Source organism: Pseudomonas sp. D3-27, assembly GCF_051132165.1.
GTDB lineage: Bacteria > Pseudomonadota > Gammaproteobacteria > Pseudomonadales > Pseudomonadaceae > Aquipseudomonas.
The window spans coordinates 118735-137425 of the sequence record NZ_CP071667.1 but is presented as its reverse complement, the minus strand read 5'-3'; the positions used below and the strand labels follow the sequence as shown (position 1 = coordinate 137425).

The window sequence follows — 18691 nt, the reverse complement described above, 5'->3', positions numbered from 1 at the left end:
TCATGATTCCTTACAGGCCTGCGTGGGCGGCAATGGCGGCGGCGATGGCCAAGGCCAGCTCTTCGGGTTTGCGCTTGATCGAGTAGTTGGTCAGTTCCGGATGGCTTTCAACGAAGCTGGTATTGAACTGGCCGCTGCGGAACTCCGGATTGCGCAGGATTTCCTGGTAATACGCGGCGGTGGTCTTGACCCCTTGCAGGCGCATGTCATCCAGGGCCCGCAAGCCGCGGTCCATCGCTTCTTCCCAGGTCAGCGCCCAGACCACCAGCTTCAGGCACATCGAATCGTAGAACGGCGGAATGGTGTAACCGGTGTAGATCGCCGTGTCGGTGCGCACGCCCGGGCCACCCGGGGCGTAGTAGCGGGTGATCTTGCCGAAGCTGGGCAGGAAGTTGTTTTTCGGGTCCTCGGCGTTGATGCGGAACTGCAACGCAAAGCCGCGGTGCTGGATGTCTTCCTGCTTGACCGACAGCGGCAGCCCGGAGGCGATGCGAATCTGCTCGCGCACCACGTCGATACCGGTGATTTCTTCGGTAATGGTGTGCTCTACCTGGACCCGGGTATTCATCTCCATGAAGTACACCTCGCCTTCGGCGAGCAGGAACTCAACGGTACCGGCATTCTCGTAACCGACAGCCTTGGCGGCGCGCACAGACAGGTCGCCGATATAGGCACGCTGTTCGGGGGTCAGTTGCGGGCTGGGGGCGATTTCGATCAGCTTCTGGTTGCGGCGCTGGATCGAGCAGTCCCGTTCGAACAGGTGCACCACATTGCCGAAACTGTCGCCCAGGATCTGCGCTTCGATGTGCTTGGGATTGACGATGCATTTTTCGAGGAACACTTCCGCCGATCCAAACGCCTTCGTGGCTTCGGAGATGACACGCGGGAAGGCCTGTTCGAGTTCTTCGCGGCTGTTGCAGCGACGGATACCCCGACCGCCGCCACCGGACGTAGCCTTAAGCATTACCGGGTAACCGATTCGGTCGCCTTCGGCCAGGGCTTCTTCGATGCCCGCGACGTTGCCTTCGGTGCCTGGCGTCACCGGTACGCCCGCCTTGATCATGCTGCGGCGCGCTTCGGTCTTGTCGCCCATCCGCCGAATGACTTCCGCCGACGGACCGATGAATTTTATTCCGCGTTCAGCGCAGATATCTGCCAGCTCGGCGTTTTCCGACAGAAAGCCATAGCCGGGGTGCAAGGCATCGCAGCCTGTTTCCACGGCGAGGTTGACCAATTTGCGCGGGTTGAGGTAACCGGCCAGCGGATCGGCGCCAATGCTGTGGGCCTCGTCCGCGCGCTTGACATGCAGCGCATGGCGGTCCGCGTCGGAGTAGACCGCGACCGAGCGAATGCCCATCTCGGCGCAGGCGCGCACGATGCGGACGGCAATCTCACCACGGTTGGCGATCAGGATCTTTGTTACCAATTGGAGGTTCCCTTGAGCCGGTGATACCACGGCCTGGGATCCAGGCCGACGCGTGACCAGATGTAACAATTGGTCGCAGCCCCACACTAGTCCTGGCTGGGGATTAACAAAAATGAATAATTATTGGGTCACGCATAAGCAAACACTTATAGTTGGGTGATCAGTCTCGGACCAGAGTGCTTGAAAAATGCGTAAGTCATTGATGCGTATGACGTTGCGTCAGCTGCAAATCTTCAATGAGGTGTGCGATCTGAGGTCCTACAGCCGTGCGGCGGATGAAATGTCTCTCACGCAACCGGCCGTTAGCCTACAGATTCGATCCCTGGAAGAGCTGATCGGCCAGCCGTTGTTTGAGTATGTCGGCAAAAAACTCTACATGACCGAAGCCGCCGAAGCGCTGCAACGCGCCAGCCGGGATATCTTCGGGCGTTTGGAAAACCTCGATATGCAGCTTTCCGACATGCAGGGCTCGCTGCAAGGCCAGCTGAAGCTTGCGGTGGAGTCCAGCGCCAAGTACTTCGTCCCGCATCTGTTCGCCGCGTTCAAGCGCCAGCATCCGGAGGTCAACCTGAACCTTACGGTGGTCAATCGCGGCCAAGTCATCCGCAGGCTTTCGGATAACCGGGATGACCTGGTGATCATGTCCATGGTGCCCCAGGACATGGGCCTGGAGTTTCTGCCGTTTCTCAATAATCCCATCGTTGCGGTGGCGCCGCCCGATCATCCGCTGTGCCACATGGGCTCATTGCGCTTGCAAGACCTGGAACCCTATACGCAGCTGTTGCGCGAGCCGGGTTCAGGCACGCGGCTGGCCTGTGAGGAATATTTCAAGGAGAAACGGGTGCATTTCACCCAGACGCTGGAGGTGGCGTCTGCCGAAGCCCAGCGTGAATGCGTGGTGGCCGGGCTGGGCGTGGCGCTCTTGACGCGCCACGCCGTGAGCCGGGAATTGTCGTCCGGCGCGCTCATCGAGTTGCCGGTGGAGGAGCTGCCGCTGTATCGCAGCTGGTGCCTTGTACAGGCCCGGGCCAAGCGCCTGTCACCGGTGGCTCATGCGTTTCTGGCATTCGTTCGCGGCGAACGTGCGCAGATCATCGGCTTGGTTGAGCGTTTCGACGGGAAACCGCCGGCGTTGCCTGCCAGTAATTGATTTCCATCAGGTCAGGATATTCGCTTATTTGCGCCAGGAGCTGACGCTGCTCATAGCGGTCTTCGATGGCACGACGGAACGCCATGCGGCGCTGGTCTTCCTGCTGGCGACGGGTTTTGGCGGCGCTGCGTTCTTCGTAGGACTGGGTCATGTCGAGACTCCCAAGACGTATACGGGAGCTTCACGATGACGGTGAGGGATGACGGTTTGGCGGCGCGAGCGTTACAGAACGATGAATTCGGCCAAATGCCCCGTGGTGAGGGAGCTTGCTCCCTCGCCCAAAAACCCTGACTTCCAAGGCCTCGTTCAGTCGTCCAGCGCCTTCACCGACTTGGGTGACAACCGCAAGCTGCGAAGGCTGCGCTTCACGCTCTTGAGGTGGTTGACCAGGCTTGGGCCACGCGCCATGGCGACGCCCATCGCCAGCACATCGATAACTACCAGGTGGGCAATGCGCGACGTCAACGGCGTATAGATTTCCGTGTCTTCGTGCACGTCGATCGCCAGGTTCACGGTGGAGAGCTCAGCCAGCGGTGTCTGGCTCGGACACAAGGTGATCAGCGAGGCGCCGCTTTCACGCACCAGATTGGCAGTGATCAACAGATCCTTGGAGCGCCCCGACTGGGAAATACAGATCGCCACGTCGGTCGGCTTCAACGTGACGGCCGACATGGCCTGCATGTGCGGGTCGGAATAAGCCGCCGCCGTCAGCAGCAACCGGAAAAACTTGTGCTGGGCGTCGGCCGCCACCGCACCCGAGGCGCCGAACCCGTAGAACTCGACACGTTGGGCCTGGGACATTGCCGTCACGGCTTTCTGCAGCGCGACCGGGTCAAGTTTCTCGCGGACCTCCATCAGGGTGTGCAGCGTCGTGTCGAAAATTTTCAGGCTATAGTCGGCGACCGAATCGTCTTCATGAATAGCGAATTGCCCGAAACTGGCACCGGCCGCCAGGCTTTGCGCCAATTTGAGCTTCAAGTCCTGGAAACCCGAGCAACCGATAGCCCGGCAAAAACGCACGATGGTTGGTTCGCTGATGCCAACGCTGTGGGCCAGATCGGCCATGGAACTGTGCATCACGGCCGCGGGATCAAGCAGTACATGATCGGCGACTTTCAGCTCCGATTTGCGCAGCAAGTGGCGTGACTGGGCAATGTGTTGCAACAGGTTCAAGGGGCTGGACTCTTGTTATGGGCAGGTGCCGGGATGTAGCAGGCTTGTAGTTATACTACAAGAATCGGCTCTTCGCCTGTCCAATACGTAACTGAATTGACCTTGTTGCCCCTTGTTTTGGCGGGCGACGCTCCTTGTAGCCGTCTCGCAGGCTCGGCGCACGCCAAGTCCAATCCTATCCCTGCTCCCGCAGCAGACGGGCGAGGCCTTCGGCTCCAACCGGTCGACTGATGAGATAACCCTGGACTTCGTCGCAGTGCTCATTCTTCAGGAACTCAAGCTGTCCCTCCCGCTCGACACCTTCGGCCACAACCTTGAGCGACAGTCCGTGGGCCATGGCAATGATCGCGCGGGTGATGGCCGCGTCCTCGCCCCCCTCCTCCAGCCCACGAACGAAGGCCTGGTCGATCTTCACGTAATCCACCGGGATGCGCTTGAGGTAGCTCAGGGACGAATAACCGGTGCCAAAGTCATCGATGGCCAGCTTGACTCCCAGATCCCGCAGCTGTTGGAACGTAGCGATGATGTGCTCGACGCTGTCAAGCAACTGGCTCTCCGTGAGTTCCAGCTCCAAATAATGCGGAGCCAGGCCGGTTTCTTCGAGCACTTGGCGCACCAGGCTGACCAACTTGCCCTGGCGCAACTGATGCACCGAAAGGTTGACCGAGACACGAATGGACTCCAGCCCCTGGCGCTGCCATTCACACGCCTGCCAACAAGCCTGGCGCAGCACGAACTCGCCGATCGGACCGATCAGCCCGGTTTCTTCGGCGAGACCGATAAACTCCCCGGGTGGAATCTGGCCCATGCTCGGATGCTCCCAGCGCACCAACGCTTCGGCGGCATTCAGACGCCCCGTCGCCAGGCATAGCTTGGGTTGGTAGAACACTTTCAGTTGTTGTTCTTCCAACGCCTTGCGCAACTGGTTCTCCAACTGCAGACGCTCCAGCGTGCTGGCTTGCAGGCTGTCGGTGTAGAACTGGAAATTATTCCCGCCCAAGTGCTTGGCGTGTTGCATGGCCATGTTGGCCTGGCTGACCATGGTGGAAATTTCCCGCGCGTTATCCGGCAGCAGGCTGATGCCTATGGAGGCGCTGACCACCAGTTCGTGACCATCGATCGTCACCGGCACGCGAAGCTTGGTGGCCAGTCGGGTCGCCACTCGCGCCAGGCTCGAAAGATTGCCGTAGGCGTCGAACAGTACCGCAAACTCATCGCCGGACAGCCGGGCGATGGTGTCGGCTTCGGGCAATGCGTTGATCAGGCGCCGAGCCATTTTCTGCAAAAGCTGGTCGGCGATGTCATGGCCGAGGCTGTCGTTGAGCAGTTTGAAACGGTCGAGGTTGATGTGCAGCAAGGCCAGGCTACGCCGTCCTCCCTGGCGCACCCGCTGATGGGCTTCGTTCAAGCGCTCACGGAACAGCGAGCGGTTCGCCAGCCCGGTCAGCTCGTCATAATGGGTCAGATAGCGCATCCGCTCTTCGGATTCGCGCCGCGCTGAAAGATCGGCGAAGAAACCGACTATATGGCTGATATTTCCCCGCGAGTCCCGCACGACATTCAACTGGAGCCACTGTGGGTAGAGCTCGCCGTTGGCGCGCGCCTCAACCAGCTCGCCTTGCCAGGTGCCGTGCTGCTTGAGCGCTTGGCGAATCACCGGATAGTGCCGACGCGCGTCGCGACTGCAAGGCAGATCAACCACATTGCGCCCCAGCATGTCCGCGATATCGAAGCCGGTCACTTGTGTAAACGCCTGGTTGGCGGCAAGCAGCGCGTAATTGGGATCCAAAATCACGATACCCTCACTGGCGGCCTCGAACACCGTGGCGGCCAGTTGGCGCTGCTGTTCCAGCTCCTTGCTGACGCTGATGTTGCGGCGCGTACCGACCATGCGCAGTACCCGCCCATTCGCGCTGCGCTCCACGGCCCGGCCGCGGTCTTCGATCCAGACCCAATGGCCGTCGCCGTGGCGCACGCGGTATTCGATCTGGTAATCCTCGCTGCGGCCCTTCAGATGTTCGACAAGGGCACGCTTGAGTGCCGGAAGGTCTTGGGGATGCAGGCGCGGGGTGAGATGACTGAGCATGGCCGTGATGTATTCAGGTTCCAGGCCAAACAGCTCCTTGAGCTGGGTGTGATGAACCTCGTCGGTCTGCAGGTTCCAGTCCCACAACCCCAGCTCACTGGCCTTGAGGGCCAACGCCAGGCGCGCTTCACTCTTGACCAGGGCCTGGCTGGCCGCCTCCAGTTCGAGGCTGCGCTGCGCTACCCGCGCCTCCAGGCCAACCTGCGCCGTGCGCAATTGGGCCTCGGCGGAGCGACGCTGTTCGACCTCCCGGGCCAACGCCTCGTTGAGCTGCGCGCCGCGGCTTTGTGCCTGCTGCAAATGCTCGATCAACGCCTGGTTCTGGAACCGTCGCAACATCCCGTTCTGTATCAGCCGGTTGACCTGCCAGGCCACCACGCTCAGCGAGACCAGCACCACCAGCCCGAGCCAACCCCAGCCACGTTGATGCTCGTCCGGCCCCCAGAAAAGATAAGCGATAGCCGGCAAAAGACAGGGCAAGGTAAAGGACAGGAACGCCGGTAGACTCACGGCGTAAGCGACACTGGCAGAGAGGGTCGCGGCGCCGATCAGGCCGAACACCCAAGCCTGTTGCTGGAAACTGTCTGCCGGCACCAGGGCAATGCCCGCACCGGCCAGCGTCAGGCCGGTCATGGCCGAGCCCAGAAGAAACATGCGCAACCAGACCGGGTGGGCCTGGCGGCTTGGTATCGCCGAATCGAAAGCGGCCACCTGGATCACCCGCAGCGCGACCAGCGACAGTAACCAGACCAGCCACACGCTGACCAGGAAATAGCGCTGAGGCTCCCACAGCAGCGCCGCGCAGACCAGACCGTTGATCAGCATGAACAATGTGGGCAGCAGCGAGCCCTGGTACAACAACCTGGTGCGTTCGACCGCCATTTCCGTGGCGTACTGCTTGCAGATAATCCGCGGCTCTACACGCGGGCCTGCCAGATCGGAATTGAAGGTCATAAATGTTGTTCTTGTTCTTATTCAGGGGAGCATGGTGAGCCCGAAACGATCACCGAGCATACACAAGCCAAAGGCCATCCCACACTGCCCTGGTTCATAAAAATACTGAAAAAACGCGGATCCAATTGCGCGCCGGCCACCGTAACCGAGCCCCGCCGATGCTTGCGGGCGCTGACTGACCGGTCGTCCGCAGGCGGTGTTTTGTCGGCCAATGCAAAGCTCGGTTTGCCCGAGGTGGCGCCGCACCCTAGAATGCCTCGATGCGCGATGATCTCTCCCTTCTGCTGAACTCCCTAAACGATGCCCAACGCCAGGCAGTTGCTGCCTCCGTGGGCCGTCAATTGGTCCTGGCCGGTGCCGGCTCCGGCAAGACCCGAGTGCTGGTGCACCGTATCGCCTGGTTGATCCAGGTCGAGAACGCCTCGCCCCATTCGATCCTGTCGGTCACCTTTACCAACAAGGCTGCCGCCGAGATGCGCCATCGCATCGAACAGTTGATGGGCATCAACCCGGCTGGCATGTGGGTCGGTACGTTCCACGGCCTGGCCCATCGCCTGTTGCGCGCCCATTGGCAGGAAGCCGGCCTGAGCCAGACCTTCCAGATCCTGGACAGCGACGATCAACAACGGTTGGTCAAGCGCGTGATTCGCGAACTTGGGTTGGACGAACAACGCTGGCCCGCCCGCCAGGCTCAGTGGTTCATCAATGGTCAGAAGGACGAAGGCCTGCGCCCGCAGCATATCCAGGCCAGCGGTGACCTGTTCCTGGCAACCATGCGCAGCATCTACGAAGCCTACGAGGCGGCCTGCCAGCGTGCGGGGGTTATCGACTTCTCGGAACTGTTGCTGCGGGCGCTGGACCTGTGGCGTGACCACCCGGGGCTGCTGGAGCATTACCAGAGGCGCTTCCGGCATGTCCTGGTGGACGAATTCCAAGACACCAACGCCGTTCAATACGCGTGGTTGCGCCTGCTCGCCAAGGGCGGCGACAGCCTGATGGTCGTGGGCGACGACGACCAGTCGATCTACGGCTGGCGTGGCGCCAAGATCGAGAACATCCACCAGTACTCGGCGGACTTTCCCGACGCCGAGGTGATTCGCCTGGAACAGAACTACCGCTCCACCGCTGGCATCCTCAAGGCCGCCAACGCCCTGATCGCCAACAACACCGGTCGCCTGGGCAAGGAGTTGTGGACCGAGGGCAACGAAGGCGAGGCGATCAATCTCTACGCCGCGTTCAACGAACACGATGAGGCCCGCTATGTGGTGGAAACCATCGAGAGCGCGTTGAAAACCGGCCTGGCCCGCAGCGACATCGCCATCCTTTATCGCTCCAACGCCCAGTCGCGAGTGCTTGAAGAGGCCTTGCTTCGCGAACGGATCCCTTACCGTATCTATGGCGGCCAGCGCTTCTTTGAACGCGCCGAAATCAAGAACGCCATGGCCTACCTGCGCCTGATCGAAGGACGAGGCAACGACGCGGCCCTGGAGCGGGTAATCAATGTGCCGACGCGGGGCATCGGCGAGAAAACCGTCGAGGCGATTCGCGACCATGCCCGTCACAGCCATGTGTCGATGTGGGAAGCCATGCGCCAGCTGGTGGACAACAAAGGCGTCACCGGCCGTGCCGCCGGCGCCCTGAAGGCTTTCATGGACCTGATAGAAGACCTGGCCGCCAAATGCGGGGAAATGCCCCTTCACTTGATGACCCAGACCGTCATCGAGCAGTCCGGCCTGATTGCCTACCATGAAGCTGAAAAAGGCGAGAAAGGCCAGGCCCGGGTGGAAAACCTTGAGGAACTGGTCAGCGCTGCGCGCAACTTCGAAAACACCGAAGAAGATGAAGACCTGTCGCCGTTGTCGGCCTTCCTCGGCCACGCCTCCCTGGAGGCCGGCGACACCCAGGCGGACGAGCATGAAGACAGCATTCAGCTCATGACCCTGCATAGCGCCAAGGGCCTGGAATTCCCCTACGTCTTCCTGGTGGGTATGGAAGAAGGTCTGTTTCCCCACAAGATGAGTCTGGAGGAGCCCGGACGCCTGGAAGAGGAACGGCGCCTGGCTTATGTCGGCATCACGCGTGCCATGCAGAACCTGGTGATGACCTACGCTGAAACCCGACGTTTGTATGGCAGCGAGACCTACAACAAAGTGTCGCGATTCGTACGTGAAGTGCCGAAGGGTCTGATCCAGGAAGTGCGTCTTTCCAACAGTGTCAGTCGACCGTTCGGCGGCAGTCAGCAACAAGGCACCAGCAGCCTGTTTGGCGGCAGCGACATCCCGGAAACCGGCTTCAGCCTGGGCCAGGCCGTCCGACATTCGGTATTCGGCGAAGGCGTGATTCTCAACTTCGAAGGCGCCGGTGCCCAGGCTCGGGTCCAAGTCAACTTCAGCGAAGGCAGCAAATGGCTGATGCTGGGGTATGCCAAGTTGGAAGCGATCTAAAAGCCTCGGTAATCCCCTTTGTGGGAGCGAGCTTGCTCGCTCCCACAATTATTCTGGAAACATTAAATATTTCCGATAGAACTTGTTCACCTTTCCTACAGCCCAAAGCGAACAAGGCTCCTTGCGCGAGCCGAACCTGAACCTTGGCTGTCACGCAAAAGCCCGAAACACTCTGCTGCTAGCCAGCAACAGTTCACCTGTGCAACATGGCGCGCGTGCTATCCACAAATGGGAATGCCTTTATATGAAACGTTTTCTTAGCATCGCCATGGCGTTGTGCATCGGCCTGACGATGGCCATCGACGCCAATGCCGCCAAGCGTTTTGGCGGTGGTAAAAGTTCGGGCGCAGCCCCGACTCATCAGACCAGCCAGATGGCGCCGTCGTCTGCCGCCGGGTCCACTGCCGCCACCGCGGGCGCGGCAGGTGCTGCTGGCGCGGCCACCAAGGCCAGCGGCGCTTCGCGCTGGCTCGGCCCCCTGGCCGGTATCGCGGCCGGTGGTCTGCTCGCTTCCATGTTCATGGGCGACGGCTTCCAGGGCATGCAGATCTTCGACATCCTGATCATGGCGGTCATTGCCTTCCTGGTCTTCCGTTTCATCGCAGCCCGTCGTCGCAAGCAGCAGGAGCAATTCGCTCCGGCCGGCCATGCGCCGATGCAGCGTGAAGTGTTCAACCAACAACCTGCCGGTGGCTCGATCTTCGGTGGCGCGGCTGCTCCAGTGGCGCGCCCGGTGATCAACGCACCTGCCTGGTTCAACGAAGAACGCTTCATCGAAGCGGCACGCAGCCATTTCATGTCCCTGCAGCAGCATTGGGACGCAAACGAAATGGACAAGATCGCCGAGTTCGTCACCCCGCAATTGCTGGAGTTCCTCAAGCGCGAGCGGGCCGAGTTGGGTGATGGCTATCAGTCCACCTACATCGATAACCTCCAGATACAACTCGAAGGCGTCGACGATCGCGCCGACAAGACTATCGCCACCCTGACCTTCGTCGGCGTGTCGAAAGACTCTCGCTTCGACCAAGGTGAAGCGTTCAGCGAAAGCTGGAACATGGAACGTGCCCAAGGCGAAAACCAGCCTTGGCTGGTCGCAGGTATCCGCCAGAACGGTTGAACCTTTGCGCGTTTCGCAGGTTGAAATAAAAGAACCCCGGCACTTGCCGGGGTTTTCTATTTCGCGGTTGCATCTACAGCGGGCTACTGTATAAACCGCCCTATAAAACCGCGCCATCGAGAAAGAGGATCCCGGACGTGGAAGAAATCATCGAACAATTACGCGAAGCCAACGAACCCGTACCGGTTCCATTGGAATTGCCCGACGAAGACTTGCTGGTGGAAATCGAAGAGCAGCTGTTCATCGATATCCCGTTCGTGTTCCGGGAGTTTTTGCTCACCGTCAGCGATGTCGTCTACGGCAGCCTGGAGCCGGTGACCGTTACCGATCCGCAGTCCCATACCTACCTGCCGGATGTGGCCGCCAATGCCTGGGATGCCGGTGTTGATCGAAGCCTGATTCCGATCTGCCAGGACGGCGATGACTACTACTGTGTCGAAGAAGACGGCACCGTAGTGCTATGGCAGGCAGAAGAGGAGCTGATCGCCGAGGAAACGTGGGAATCGGTATGGCACTGGGCAAGGGATGTCTGGTTGGAAAGTTGATGCTCTAGCGTCCGGCGCTGATCAATGCCCGGACGATCCCTTGTGATTGTCCAGCGTTTCGAGCAAGGCCACCTGCATTCGTGTATGCAGGCGGACAAACCAGCGCCAAAGCAGGGCCGCCAAGGCAATCGCGACCACTGCGATCCATACCAGCAGCTTGTTGGTCGGCAAGATACTGGCTGACAAGGCTGCCAGCAGCAGGAAAATCACCAGCAGCGAAAGGAGCGGAATCACTTCGGCGATCACGCGACGCACGCGCTGGGTGTGGCGGCCGGCCATCTCCGGCTTTACACCCATTTCCGCCAGCAGCATCGACAACGCCTTGAGCTTGCGGTACGCCGCGATCAGGAACGGTAGCGACAGGAACAGCGAGCCGCCCCAGATCAACGCTTTCTGCCAGCTCGGATCGCTGATCCAGTCTTGCAGATAGGCAGACACTCGTTCGGCAAAATACCCCCCCGAGACAAAAATCGCGATCACCAATGCCAGGTTGACACCCACCTGCAGCATGATGCGCCTGATGATGGAAGCCAGCATGGCTCCCTCACCCTGTGGCTGGATGCTGCGCAACCATTCTCCATACATGCCCAGCACGCGCGTCAATCGCTGCGGCATTGCCGACGCCAATCTGACCGACAACGGATCAGCGGCCCGAATCAGATAAGGGGTCGACAATGTCGTGAGCACCGAGACAGCCACAGCGACCGGATAAAGGAAATCGCTGGTCACCTGCAGGGTCATCCCCAACGAAGCGATAATGAAAGAAAATTCGCCAATCTGTGAAAGCCCCATCCCGACTCGTAGAGAGGTGCGTCCATCATTTCCCGCGACAAAGGCGCCGAGACCACAAGAAAATATCTTGCCCAATACCACCGCGCAGGTAATGACTGCGATCGGCCACGCATATTGAAGCACAATGGCCGGATCGAGCATCAGCCCGATAGCCACGAAAAATATTGCGCTGAACAGATCGCGCACAGGCTCCACCAATCGCTCGATCTTCAGCAATTGTCGAGACTCGGCCATGATCGCACCGATCAGGAACGCCCCAAGCACCATGCTGTATTCCAGCTTTACCACCAGCAGGCAGAAGCCGAAACAAAGCCCCAGTACGGTAATCAACAACATCTCGTTGCTGTCGAACTTCGCCACGTACGCCAGCAATCGCGGCACCAGCAGGATGCCGACGACCAACGCGACGATCATGAACAGCGACAGCTTGCCGACCGTGGAAAACACCTCGCTGGAGCTTACGGTGCCGCTGACAGCGATGCTCGACAGTAAAGCGATGATACCGATGCCGAGAATGTCCTCGACGATCAATACCCCGAAGATCAACTGCGCAAAGCGCTCGTTTTTCATCTTCAGGTCATTCAAGGCTTTGACGATAATCGTGGTTGAGGAAATCGCGAGGATCGCGCCGAGAAACAGCGAGTCCATGGCGCTCCAGTCGAACCAGCGACCAATTTCATAGCCGATCCATATCATCAATACGATCTCTAGGAACGCAGCGATAAACGCCGTGGCTCCCACCTTGAACAGTTTGCGCAGGCTGAACTCCAGGCCGAGGGAGAACATGAGGAAGATCACGCCGAGCTCGGCCAGGGTCTTGATCGTTTCTTCATCGTGAATGAAGCCGAACGGCGGCGTATGCGGGCCGATGATAAAGCCGGCGACAATGTAGCCCAGCACCACCGGTTGCTTGAAACGATGGAACAGTACGGTGACCAACCCGGCCGCCAGCAAGATGATCGCCAGGTCTTGAATGAAACTGATGGCGTGCATTGTGGGGCTCCTTGTCGAAACGACTCCAGGTGAAGTCGGGTACGTCCGTTTCTTTTGTAGGAATACCCGGCATGACGGGTTTTTTGCAGGTTAACACCGGGACTTCTTACAAAAAAACGGTGCAATATATGGAAACAGATCCACCCAAGCGTGACGGCAAGTCGTGGCGCAGCGTCCCGATATGAGTGGTTTGAACCCGCTAACCACATTCCAGCGCCCGCAGAGGCGCGCCCTCGAAACTGCTGCCTTGAACCGTGAGAACGTTATGGAACCCGGAAACGCCCAGCTGTCGATGACGGTGTTGATGACCCCCGATATGGCCAACTTCTCTGGCAATGTCCATGGCGGCACCTTGCTCAAGTACCTGGATGAGGTGGCCTACGCTTGTGCCAGCCGCTATGCCGGCCGATACGTGGTGACATTGTCGGTAGACCAGGTGATTTTTCGCGAGCCGATTCATGTCGGCGAGTTGGTTACCTTCCTGGCGTCGGTGAACTACACCGGCAATACCTCGATGGAAGTGGGCATCAAAGTCGTGACCGAGAACATTCGTGAGCGCTCGGTTCGCCATACCAATAGCTGCTTCTTCACCATGGTAGCGGTGGATGACCAGCGCAAGCCCGCGCCCGTCCCGCCGCTGCAACCGCAGAACAGCGAAGAGAAGCGCCGCTACGAACAAGCGCAGCAACGTCGCCAGATTCGCCAGGAACTGGAGAGGCGTTATCAGGAAATCAAGGCGGACGGGCCGTAACCCGCCGTCGAAATCAAGGTGGGAGCGAGCTCGCTCCCACAGCGATCAAAGGCTGATCGGCATGGCCTCGAATCGCACGCGAGGATGGGCAATACGGTCCTGGGCGCGGACCAGCTGCAATTCGTAGCTTGCACACGCCTGGGTTTCCAACAGCACCTCATGCACGGCCGCAGCGGTGAATTCAAAGGCTGCCGACAGGCTGTCTCCCAACAGTATCCGCGCCAGGAACAGCCCCGACGTCAGGTCGCCGACTCCGACCGGTTGGCGGGGGAACGCCAGCAATGGACGGCGCAAGTGCCAGCTGCCTTCAGCCGTGACCAACAGCATCTCGAAGCTGTCTTCGGGCTTGCCGGGATAAGCCAGGTGCTTGACCAGCACGACTTTCGGGCCACGGGCCAACAGCGCACGGGCCATCGCCAGGCAGTCGAGTAGTGATTGCGCCTTGCGGCCGGAAAAACTGTCCAGCTCCAGCTGGTTAGGACACATGATGTCAGCCACGGCAGCGGCCTCTTCCAGCAGGAACCTGCCCACCTCGGGCGCGACAATGCAGCCCTTCTCCGCATGCCCCATGACCGGGTCGCACAGATACAACGCCTTGGGATTACAACGCTTGATGCGCGCCACACCCGACAGGATCGCCTGTCCCTGGGCTGCGCTACCCAGATAACCGGACAGCACCGCGTCGCAATTGCCCAGCTCGCCAATGGCCGCGATACCCTCTACCAACAGCGGTATCTGGTCCGGCGGGAGCACTTCACCGGCCCACTGCCCGTATTGGGTGTGATTGGAAAACTGCACGGTGTTGAGCGGCCACACGTTTACGCCGACCCGCTGCATCGCAAACACGGCGGCGCTGTTGCCGGCATGGCCGAATATCACGTGGGACTGTATGGCAAGCAGATGGGGCGTGCGTTTCATGCGGGAAATGTCCGTAAAACGATTGAAATTCAAGCCGCGCAGTATGCGACTAAACGCAGCCTGTACGACAGACCGGCGACACAGTTAAGCTGACGGCAACTTGTTGGAGCTCTTCGTTCATGCTGACCCTTGGAAACATTTTCGTGCTGATGCTGCTGGCTACCGGCGGCGCCTGGCTGTGGCACAACCATGGCTTGCGCGAACGAGCCTTGGCGAGGGTCATGCAACATTGCGCCAACCTGAAGATCGAGCTGCTGGACGGCAACGTGGCGCTGCGAAAGATCGGATTCGTCAAGGACGCCAACGGACGGCGGCGCCTGGCACGTATCTATAATTTCGAATTCACAGTGACGGGCGAGACCCGTCATACCGGCACCATCACTCAGTTCGGTGCCCACAGCGCGCATATCGAACTGGCTCCCTACCCGATGCCCTTCGAAGACGCCCCGCCCACGCCAGTTGAGCCGGTGCAGACCCGGCCCAGGGCTGAAGTCATCGAACTGAGCCAGTGGCGTCAGGAGCACAACAAATGGAAGCCTTGAAGCAAAGCTGATTCAGGTGCACCGAGCAATCAACAGACCCGTTTGCAGGCGATCAATGTCTTGCTGCTGGTCGAATATCAGCTCGATCCGCGAGTCTTCGCGCCATTCACTGGCTTGCCATTGCAGTGCCGCCGCTTCCAATGCATTCGCTGAAACCCAACCGTCGGCACTGTGGATAACCATCTTCGCGCGCTTCCAGTGATGATCTTTCAGCCAATGCGTAAGCGCCGCTGCGTCGAATTGCTGGCTGGGGTGCCAGCGCCAGCCGATACTCCAGCCGCCCTCCTGCTGTTGATACAGGCGGATCGGCACCGCCGGGTCGGTCCATATGGCCGCCATTCGACCCAGGCTTTTGGGCAGGCTCAAGTTATCCACAGCCTCGCTGCCCCGAGCCGCCAGGCCAGGCAATTGGTCGATCGGCAACGCTGCGTGCTGCGTCCAGTACAGCGTCCGTCCTGGCAGTTGCATCGCCAGCCGTTCCCGGTCGGCTTGCGTAAGGGTCTCGGATTTGTTCAGCACCAGCAGTCCGGCATCCGCCAGGGTTTGTCGCTGCGCATCGGGCAACGGCTTGCCGTCCGCCATCGCCTGGGCATCCAACACCAGCACGCAGGGTTGCACCGCCAGTACACCAAGCCAGGGTGCTTCGTTCAGCTGCCGCACCAACTGCACCGGATGGCCGAGGCCCGAGGGTTCGATAAACAGCCGATCCGGCCGAGCCTTGCGCAGTAGACGCCCAAGACCGATCTGAAACGGCGCGCCGTTGACGCAGCACAAACAACCGCCGGCCACTTCGCCCAGTGCGATACCATCGCCAGCCTGGGTCAGTAACGCGGCATCCAGGCCGATCTGACCGAACTCGTTGATCAGCACCGCCCAGCGCTCGCTGGCCGGGCGCTGGGCCAGAAGATGCCTGATCAGGCTGGTCTTGCCGGCGCCCAAAGGGCCGGCTATGACATGAGTGGGGATGTGCTGCAACATAATCGACGGCTTTCGATGGAGGTGAACATGCGAATGATCGGCTGGTTGTTACTGGCGCTGACGTCGAACCAGGTACTGGCCCAGGCTTGCGTGGTTCACAGCCAGGCGGAGCGGCTCGATGTGAAAGTCTGCCAGCAGAACCGCAACATTCCGCAGAAGCTGTTTGCCGATGGCTTCTGCCAGCCAAACCTGGCCGGCCAGAAGGTCGAGGTGCAATACGTCGATCAGTGCCCCGGCGGCGCGTTCGGCGTTTGCCGCAACGCTCAGGTCGCCAATATGCCTTACCGCCAGGATATTCACTACTACGGCGTGGCGACCGATGCCGCTTACCTGCAGCCATTTTGCGAAGGGCAAAGCCAGGGCACCTGGCTCAAGCCTTAAGCCAACCAGTCCAGCGTGAGAATCAGGCGACGCTCTTGCGGGGCGGGTTCCGGTGAGCGGTGGATCAGGCCAAACCCCTCGTTGCCGTGCCATTTCTCGCCTTTAAGCAAGCCGACATCACCGCAACAGAACCGCTCGATCACTTGTGGATCCACCGGTTCGGCCTCAGGTTGCCCCAGGCGCTGGCGATCCATGACGCCCTCCTTGAGCCACTGGCTGCCGACGCCCCCATAGGTGGTCAGCAGCCGCACCGGTACGTGATCAACGTGAAAGCGCGGGCACATGGCCTTGTCCAACGTGCGAAGACGCAGACCGACCCGTTGCGCCCCCAACAGGCAAGCAAATGCGCAAACCAGCCAAGAGACGTCGGCGATAAAGCCTTCATAGCCGTGCAGGTCGCTGAAGCCTGCAGCCAGGCCTTGCAGCGCTGGCTGGGCGTCATCATCCGGCAAGTCGAGCACCCGTGATTCGGTCAATGGCTGGTCCAACGCAAGTACCAGTGCCGCGAAATCGCCGATGTGCGCGGGAAGCTGACGTTGCCAGACCGCCAGGTTGGTGCCGTCGTCCAGGATCTTCGTGAGTATCTCCGGTGTATCGCCTTGGGCCTGCTGTACCTGCAATGCCCTTTTCAGACTCGGCGCCAGCATCACGCTGCCGCCTCTTCATGCCATGGGCCGAATGGATCGGACAATAGCCGCCAACTTTCGACACCAAGGGCTAATTCCTCGTCGGTGAGCAGGCAGGCGTCCAATTCGGCGGTGAGTTGACCAAAGTCGATGTCCTGGCCAATAAACACCAGCTCCTGACGGCAATCGCCGGTGGCTACAGACCAGTTCTTCATGATGGCCGCTGTGCTCTCTTGGTCCTGCGGCCATTGGTTTTCTGGTACGAACCGCCACCAGCGCCCGGCAAATCCGTGGCGCATCAGGCCGCCGGCCTGGGACCAGCTCCCCGCCTCCTCAGGTTTGCTGGCCAACCAGAAGAACCCCTTGGAGCGCAGGAGCTTGCCATTTGGCCACGGACGGTCGATGAAGTTGAAGAAACGCTGGGGATGAAACGGCCGACGTGCCCGGTAGGCGGTCGAGGCAATGCCATATTCCTCTGTCTCAGGTACATGCTCGCCACGCAGTTCCTGTAGCCAGCCAGGCGCCTGGGCGGCGCGCTCAAAGTCGAAAAGGCCGGTGTCGAGAATACGGCCCAGCGGTACCTGCCCCATGACCATTGGAATGATCTGCGCCTGGGCGTTGAGACGCTGCAGAATCGCGGTCAACTCTTCCCGCTCGTGTTGGCTGATCAGGTCGATCTTGCTGATCAGAATCACGTCGGCAAACTCGATCTGTTCGATCAGCAGGTCGGTGATCGAGCGTTCATCGTCCTCGCCCAGAGTTTCCCCCCGTGACGCCAGGCTTTCCGCGGCCTGATAATCCAGCAGGAAATTCACCCCATCGACCACCGTCACCATGGTGTCGAGCCGCGCCACATCGGCCAGGCTTCGGCCCTCCTCGTCACGAAACGTGAAGGTTTCGGCCACCGGCAACGGTTCGGAGATGCCTGTGGATTCGATCAGCAAATAATCGAAGCGCCCTTCCCGGGCAAGTTGCCCGACTTCTTCAAGCAAGTCCTCACGCAACGTGCAACAAATGCATCCGTTGCTCATTTCCACCAGTTTCTCTTCCGACCGGCTCAAGCTGACGTCTCGCTGGACTTCGCTTCCATCGATGTTGATCTCGCTCATATCGTTGACGATGACGGCAACGCGAAGGTTATCCCGATTGCGCAGGACGTGGTTAAGCAGGGTACTTTTTCCGGCACCGAGAAATCCGGAAAGCACGGTCACAGGGAGACGCTTGGTCATCAGAGGATCCTCGTTGGGACGCCGTTATTCACGGGGAGTCTTCAGGCATTGGTTCGATGAAAGGCTGGTCGATATACATGTTATAGTATAACAGTGCAAGCTGACCAAACGATTTCCATGGGCGACACCGTATGCTGAGCTTTTCGAATCTTTTGCCGATAGGGCTGTTATTGCTATTTTCAGTGGGTGCTTCGGCTCACCCTCCCACGCCGGCCAATTGCACGCGCAGCGCCAATCTGCTCGCGTGCGTCGATGCACAAGGCAATGCCTACAGCGTTTTCACGGCAGGAAATACCTTTTATTTACGAGGTTTTGAGGCTACCGGACGGCGCTATTGGTCCCAGACAAATAGCCGTTATGGTCAGCTGACGTTTTTCACCGGGTTTGCTTCTGATGGCGAAGCCTGGGTTGGATATAGCCGGCGCGTGGGTTGGACCACTATCAATCGCTTTTCCAGCTCCGGCGGGGGCGGTGGCCGGTTTGTATGCGGCCGTATGAGCGGGTGCGAGCAACCGAAACGCTGATGTTTCACGTGGAACGCTGCCCATGAAAAAGCATTCATGAAAAAGGCCTCGTCGCACTTATT

Annotated in this window: 17 protein-coding genes; 8 read left to right on the top strand and 9 right to left on the bottom strand. The window is 59.8% G+C overall.

Translation table 11 applies throughout. The annotated features are described in order from the left end of the window. Nucleotides 1-10: 10 nt before the first annotated feature. Nucleotides 11-1426, bottom strand: coding sequence for an acetyl-CoA carboxylase biotin carboxylase subunit (locus tag J3P92_RS00635; RefSeq protein WP_434649606.1), 1416 nt, complete (start codon nucleotides 1424-1426; stop codon nucleotides 11-13). A gap of 187 nt (nucleotides 1427-1613) precedes the next feature. On the opposite strand from J3P92_RS00635, the gene J3P92_RS00630 reads away from it, so the two are divergent. Beyond that, nucleotides 1614-2576 (top strand): LysR family transcriptional regulator, encoded by a 963-nt coding sequence (locus tag J3P92_RS00630; protein WP_420766104.1) that lies wholly within the window; start codon nucleotides 1614-1616, stop codon nucleotides 2574-2576. Here the strand turns inward: J3P92_RS00630 and J3P92_RS00625 are convergent. The 3 genes from J3P92_RS00625 to J3P92_RS00615 all read right to left on the bottom strand — a co-directional run bounded on the left by J3P92_RS00625 (nucleotide 2518) and on the right by J3P92_RS00615 (nucleotide 6789). Further along, nucleotides 2518-2727, bottom strand: coding sequence for a PA3496 family putative envelope integrity protein (locus J3P92_RS00625; RefSeq protein ID WP_434561552.1), 210 nt, complete (start codon nucleotides 2725-2727; stop codon nucleotides 2518-2520). The genes J3P92_RS00630 and J3P92_RS00625 overlap by 59 nt on opposite strands. A gap of 155 nt (nucleotides 2728-2882) precedes the next feature. Continuing rightward, complete coding sequence (gene hexR / locus J3P92_RS00620; RefSeq protein ID WP_003187110.1) at nucleotides 2883-3749, bottom strand: transcriptional regulator HexR; 867 nt, start codon at nucleotides 3747-3749, stop codon at nucleotides 2883-2885. Nucleotides 3750-3924: 175 nt separating this feature from the next. Then, nucleotides 3925-6789, bottom strand: coding sequence for a putative bifunctional diguanylate cyclase/phosphodiesterase (locus J3P92_RS00615; protein ID WP_434649604.1), 2865 nt, complete (start codon nucleotides 6787-6789; stop codon nucleotides 3925-3927). A 260-nt stretch (nucleotides 6790-7049) separates the two neighbouring features. On the opposite strand from J3P92_RS00615, the gene uvrD reads away from it, so the two are divergent. The 3 genes from uvrD (at nucleotide 7050) to J3P92_RS00600 (ending at nucleotide 10895) form a co-directional block, all read left to right on the top strand. Beyond that, the gene (gene uvrD / locus J3P92_RS00610; RefSeq protein ID WP_420766101.1) at nucleotides 7050-9233 is read left to right on the top strand and encodes a DNA helicase II; all 2184 of its coding nucleotides are present in this window, start codon (nucleotides 7050-7052) and stop codon (nucleotides 9231-9233) included. A 244-nt stretch (nucleotides 9234-9477) separates the two neighbouring features. Next, nucleotides 9478-10350 carry a Tim44 domain-containing protein gene (locus tag J3P92_RS00605; protein ID WP_434561548.1) on the top strand — a complete coding sequence of 291 codons (873 nt, stop codon included), beginning with the start codon at nucleotides 9478-9480 and terminating at the stop codon, nucleotides 10348-10350. A 137-nt stretch (nucleotides 10351-10487) separates the two neighbouring features. Next, the gene (locus tag J3P92_RS00600) at nucleotides 10488-10895 is read left to right on the top strand and encodes an SMI1/KNR4 family protein (RefSeq protein WP_003187120.1); all 408 of its coding nucleotides are present in this window, start codon (nucleotides 10488-10490) and stop codon (nucleotides 10893-10895) included. Between the two features lie 21 nt (nucleotides 10896-10916). Here J3P92_RS00600 and J3P92_RS00595 read toward each other — a convergent pair whose 3' ends face one another. Continuing rightward, nucleotides 10917-12680, bottom strand: a complete 1764-nt coding sequence (locus J3P92_RS00595) for a cation:proton antiporter (RefSeq protein ID WP_434608761.1) — start codon at nucleotides 12678-12680, stop codon at nucleotides 10917-10919. Between the two features lie 265 nt (nucleotides 12681-12945). On the opposite strand from J3P92_RS00595, the gene J3P92_RS00590 reads away from it, so the two are divergent. Beyond that, nucleotides 12946-13431 carry an acyl-CoA thioesterase gene (locus J3P92_RS00590; RefSeq protein WP_039593237.1) on the top strand — a complete coding sequence of 162 codons (486 nt, stop codon included), beginning with the start codon at nucleotides 12946-12948 and terminating at the stop codon, nucleotides 13429-13431. Nucleotides 13432-13476: 45 nt separating this feature from the next. Here the strand turns inward: J3P92_RS00590 and pdxY are convergent, their stop codons facing one another. Further along, nucleotides 13477-14349, bottom strand: a complete 873-nt coding sequence (gene pdxY, locus J3P92_RS00585) for a pyridoxal kinase PdxY (RefSeq protein WP_420766098.1) — start codon at nucleotides 14347-14349, stop codon at nucleotides 13477-13479. Nucleotides 14350-14468: 119 nt separating this feature from the next. Between pdxY and J3P92_RS00580 the strand changes: the two genes are divergently transcribed. Beyond that, on the top strand, nucleotides 14469-14891 hold the full coding sequence (locus J3P92_RS00580; RefSeq protein WP_434649601.1) for a DUF3301 domain-containing protein: 423 nt from the start codon (nucleotides 14469-14471) through the stop codon (nucleotides 14889-14891). 12 nt (nucleotides 14892-14903) lie between these two features. Here J3P92_RS00580 and J3P92_RS00575 read toward each other — a convergent pair whose 3' ends face one another. After that, the gene (locus J3P92_RS00575; protein WP_434649599.1) at nucleotides 14904-15869 is read right to left on the bottom strand and encodes a CobW family GTP-binding protein; all 966 of its coding nucleotides are present in this window, start codon (nucleotides 15867-15869) and stop codon (nucleotides 14904-14906) included. A gap of 27 nt (nucleotides 15870-15896) precedes the next feature. On the opposite strand from J3P92_RS00575, the gene J3P92_RS00570 reads away from it, so the two are divergent. Continuing rightward, a complete protein-coding gene (locus tag J3P92_RS00570) occupies nucleotides 15897-16250 on the top strand; it encodes an NADH:ubiquinone oxidoreductase (protein ID WP_420766095.1) in 354 nt (117 codons plus the stop codon). On the opposite strand, the gene J3P92_RS00565 is transcribed toward J3P92_RS00570, so the two are convergent. Next, a complete protein-coding gene (locus tag J3P92_RS00565; RefSeq protein WP_434649597.1) occupies nucleotides 16247-16897 on the bottom strand; it encodes a DUF1826 domain-containing protein in 651 nt (216 codons plus the stop codon). The two genes, J3P92_RS00570 and J3P92_RS00565, sit on opposite strands and share 4 nt — an antisense overlap. Then, complete coding sequence (gene zigA / locus J3P92_RS00560; RefSeq protein ID WP_434649595.1) at nucleotides 16897-18105, bottom strand: zinc metallochaperone GTPase ZigA; 1209 nt, start codon at nucleotides 18103-18105, stop codon at nucleotides 16897-16899. The genes J3P92_RS00565 and zigA overlap by 1 nt, the downstream gene beginning before the upstream one ends. 131 nt (nucleotides 18106-18236) lie before the next feature. On the opposite strand from zigA, the gene J3P92_RS00555 reads away from it, so the two are divergent. After that, nucleotides 18237-18629 carry a glutamine synthetase gene (locus tag J3P92_RS00555; RefSeq protein ID WP_434649593.1) on the top strand — a complete coding sequence of 131 codons (393 nt, stop codon included), beginning with the start codon at nucleotides 18237-18239 and terminating at the stop codon, nucleotides 18627-18629. The last annotated feature ends 62 nt before the right edge of the window (nucleotides 18630-18691 follow it).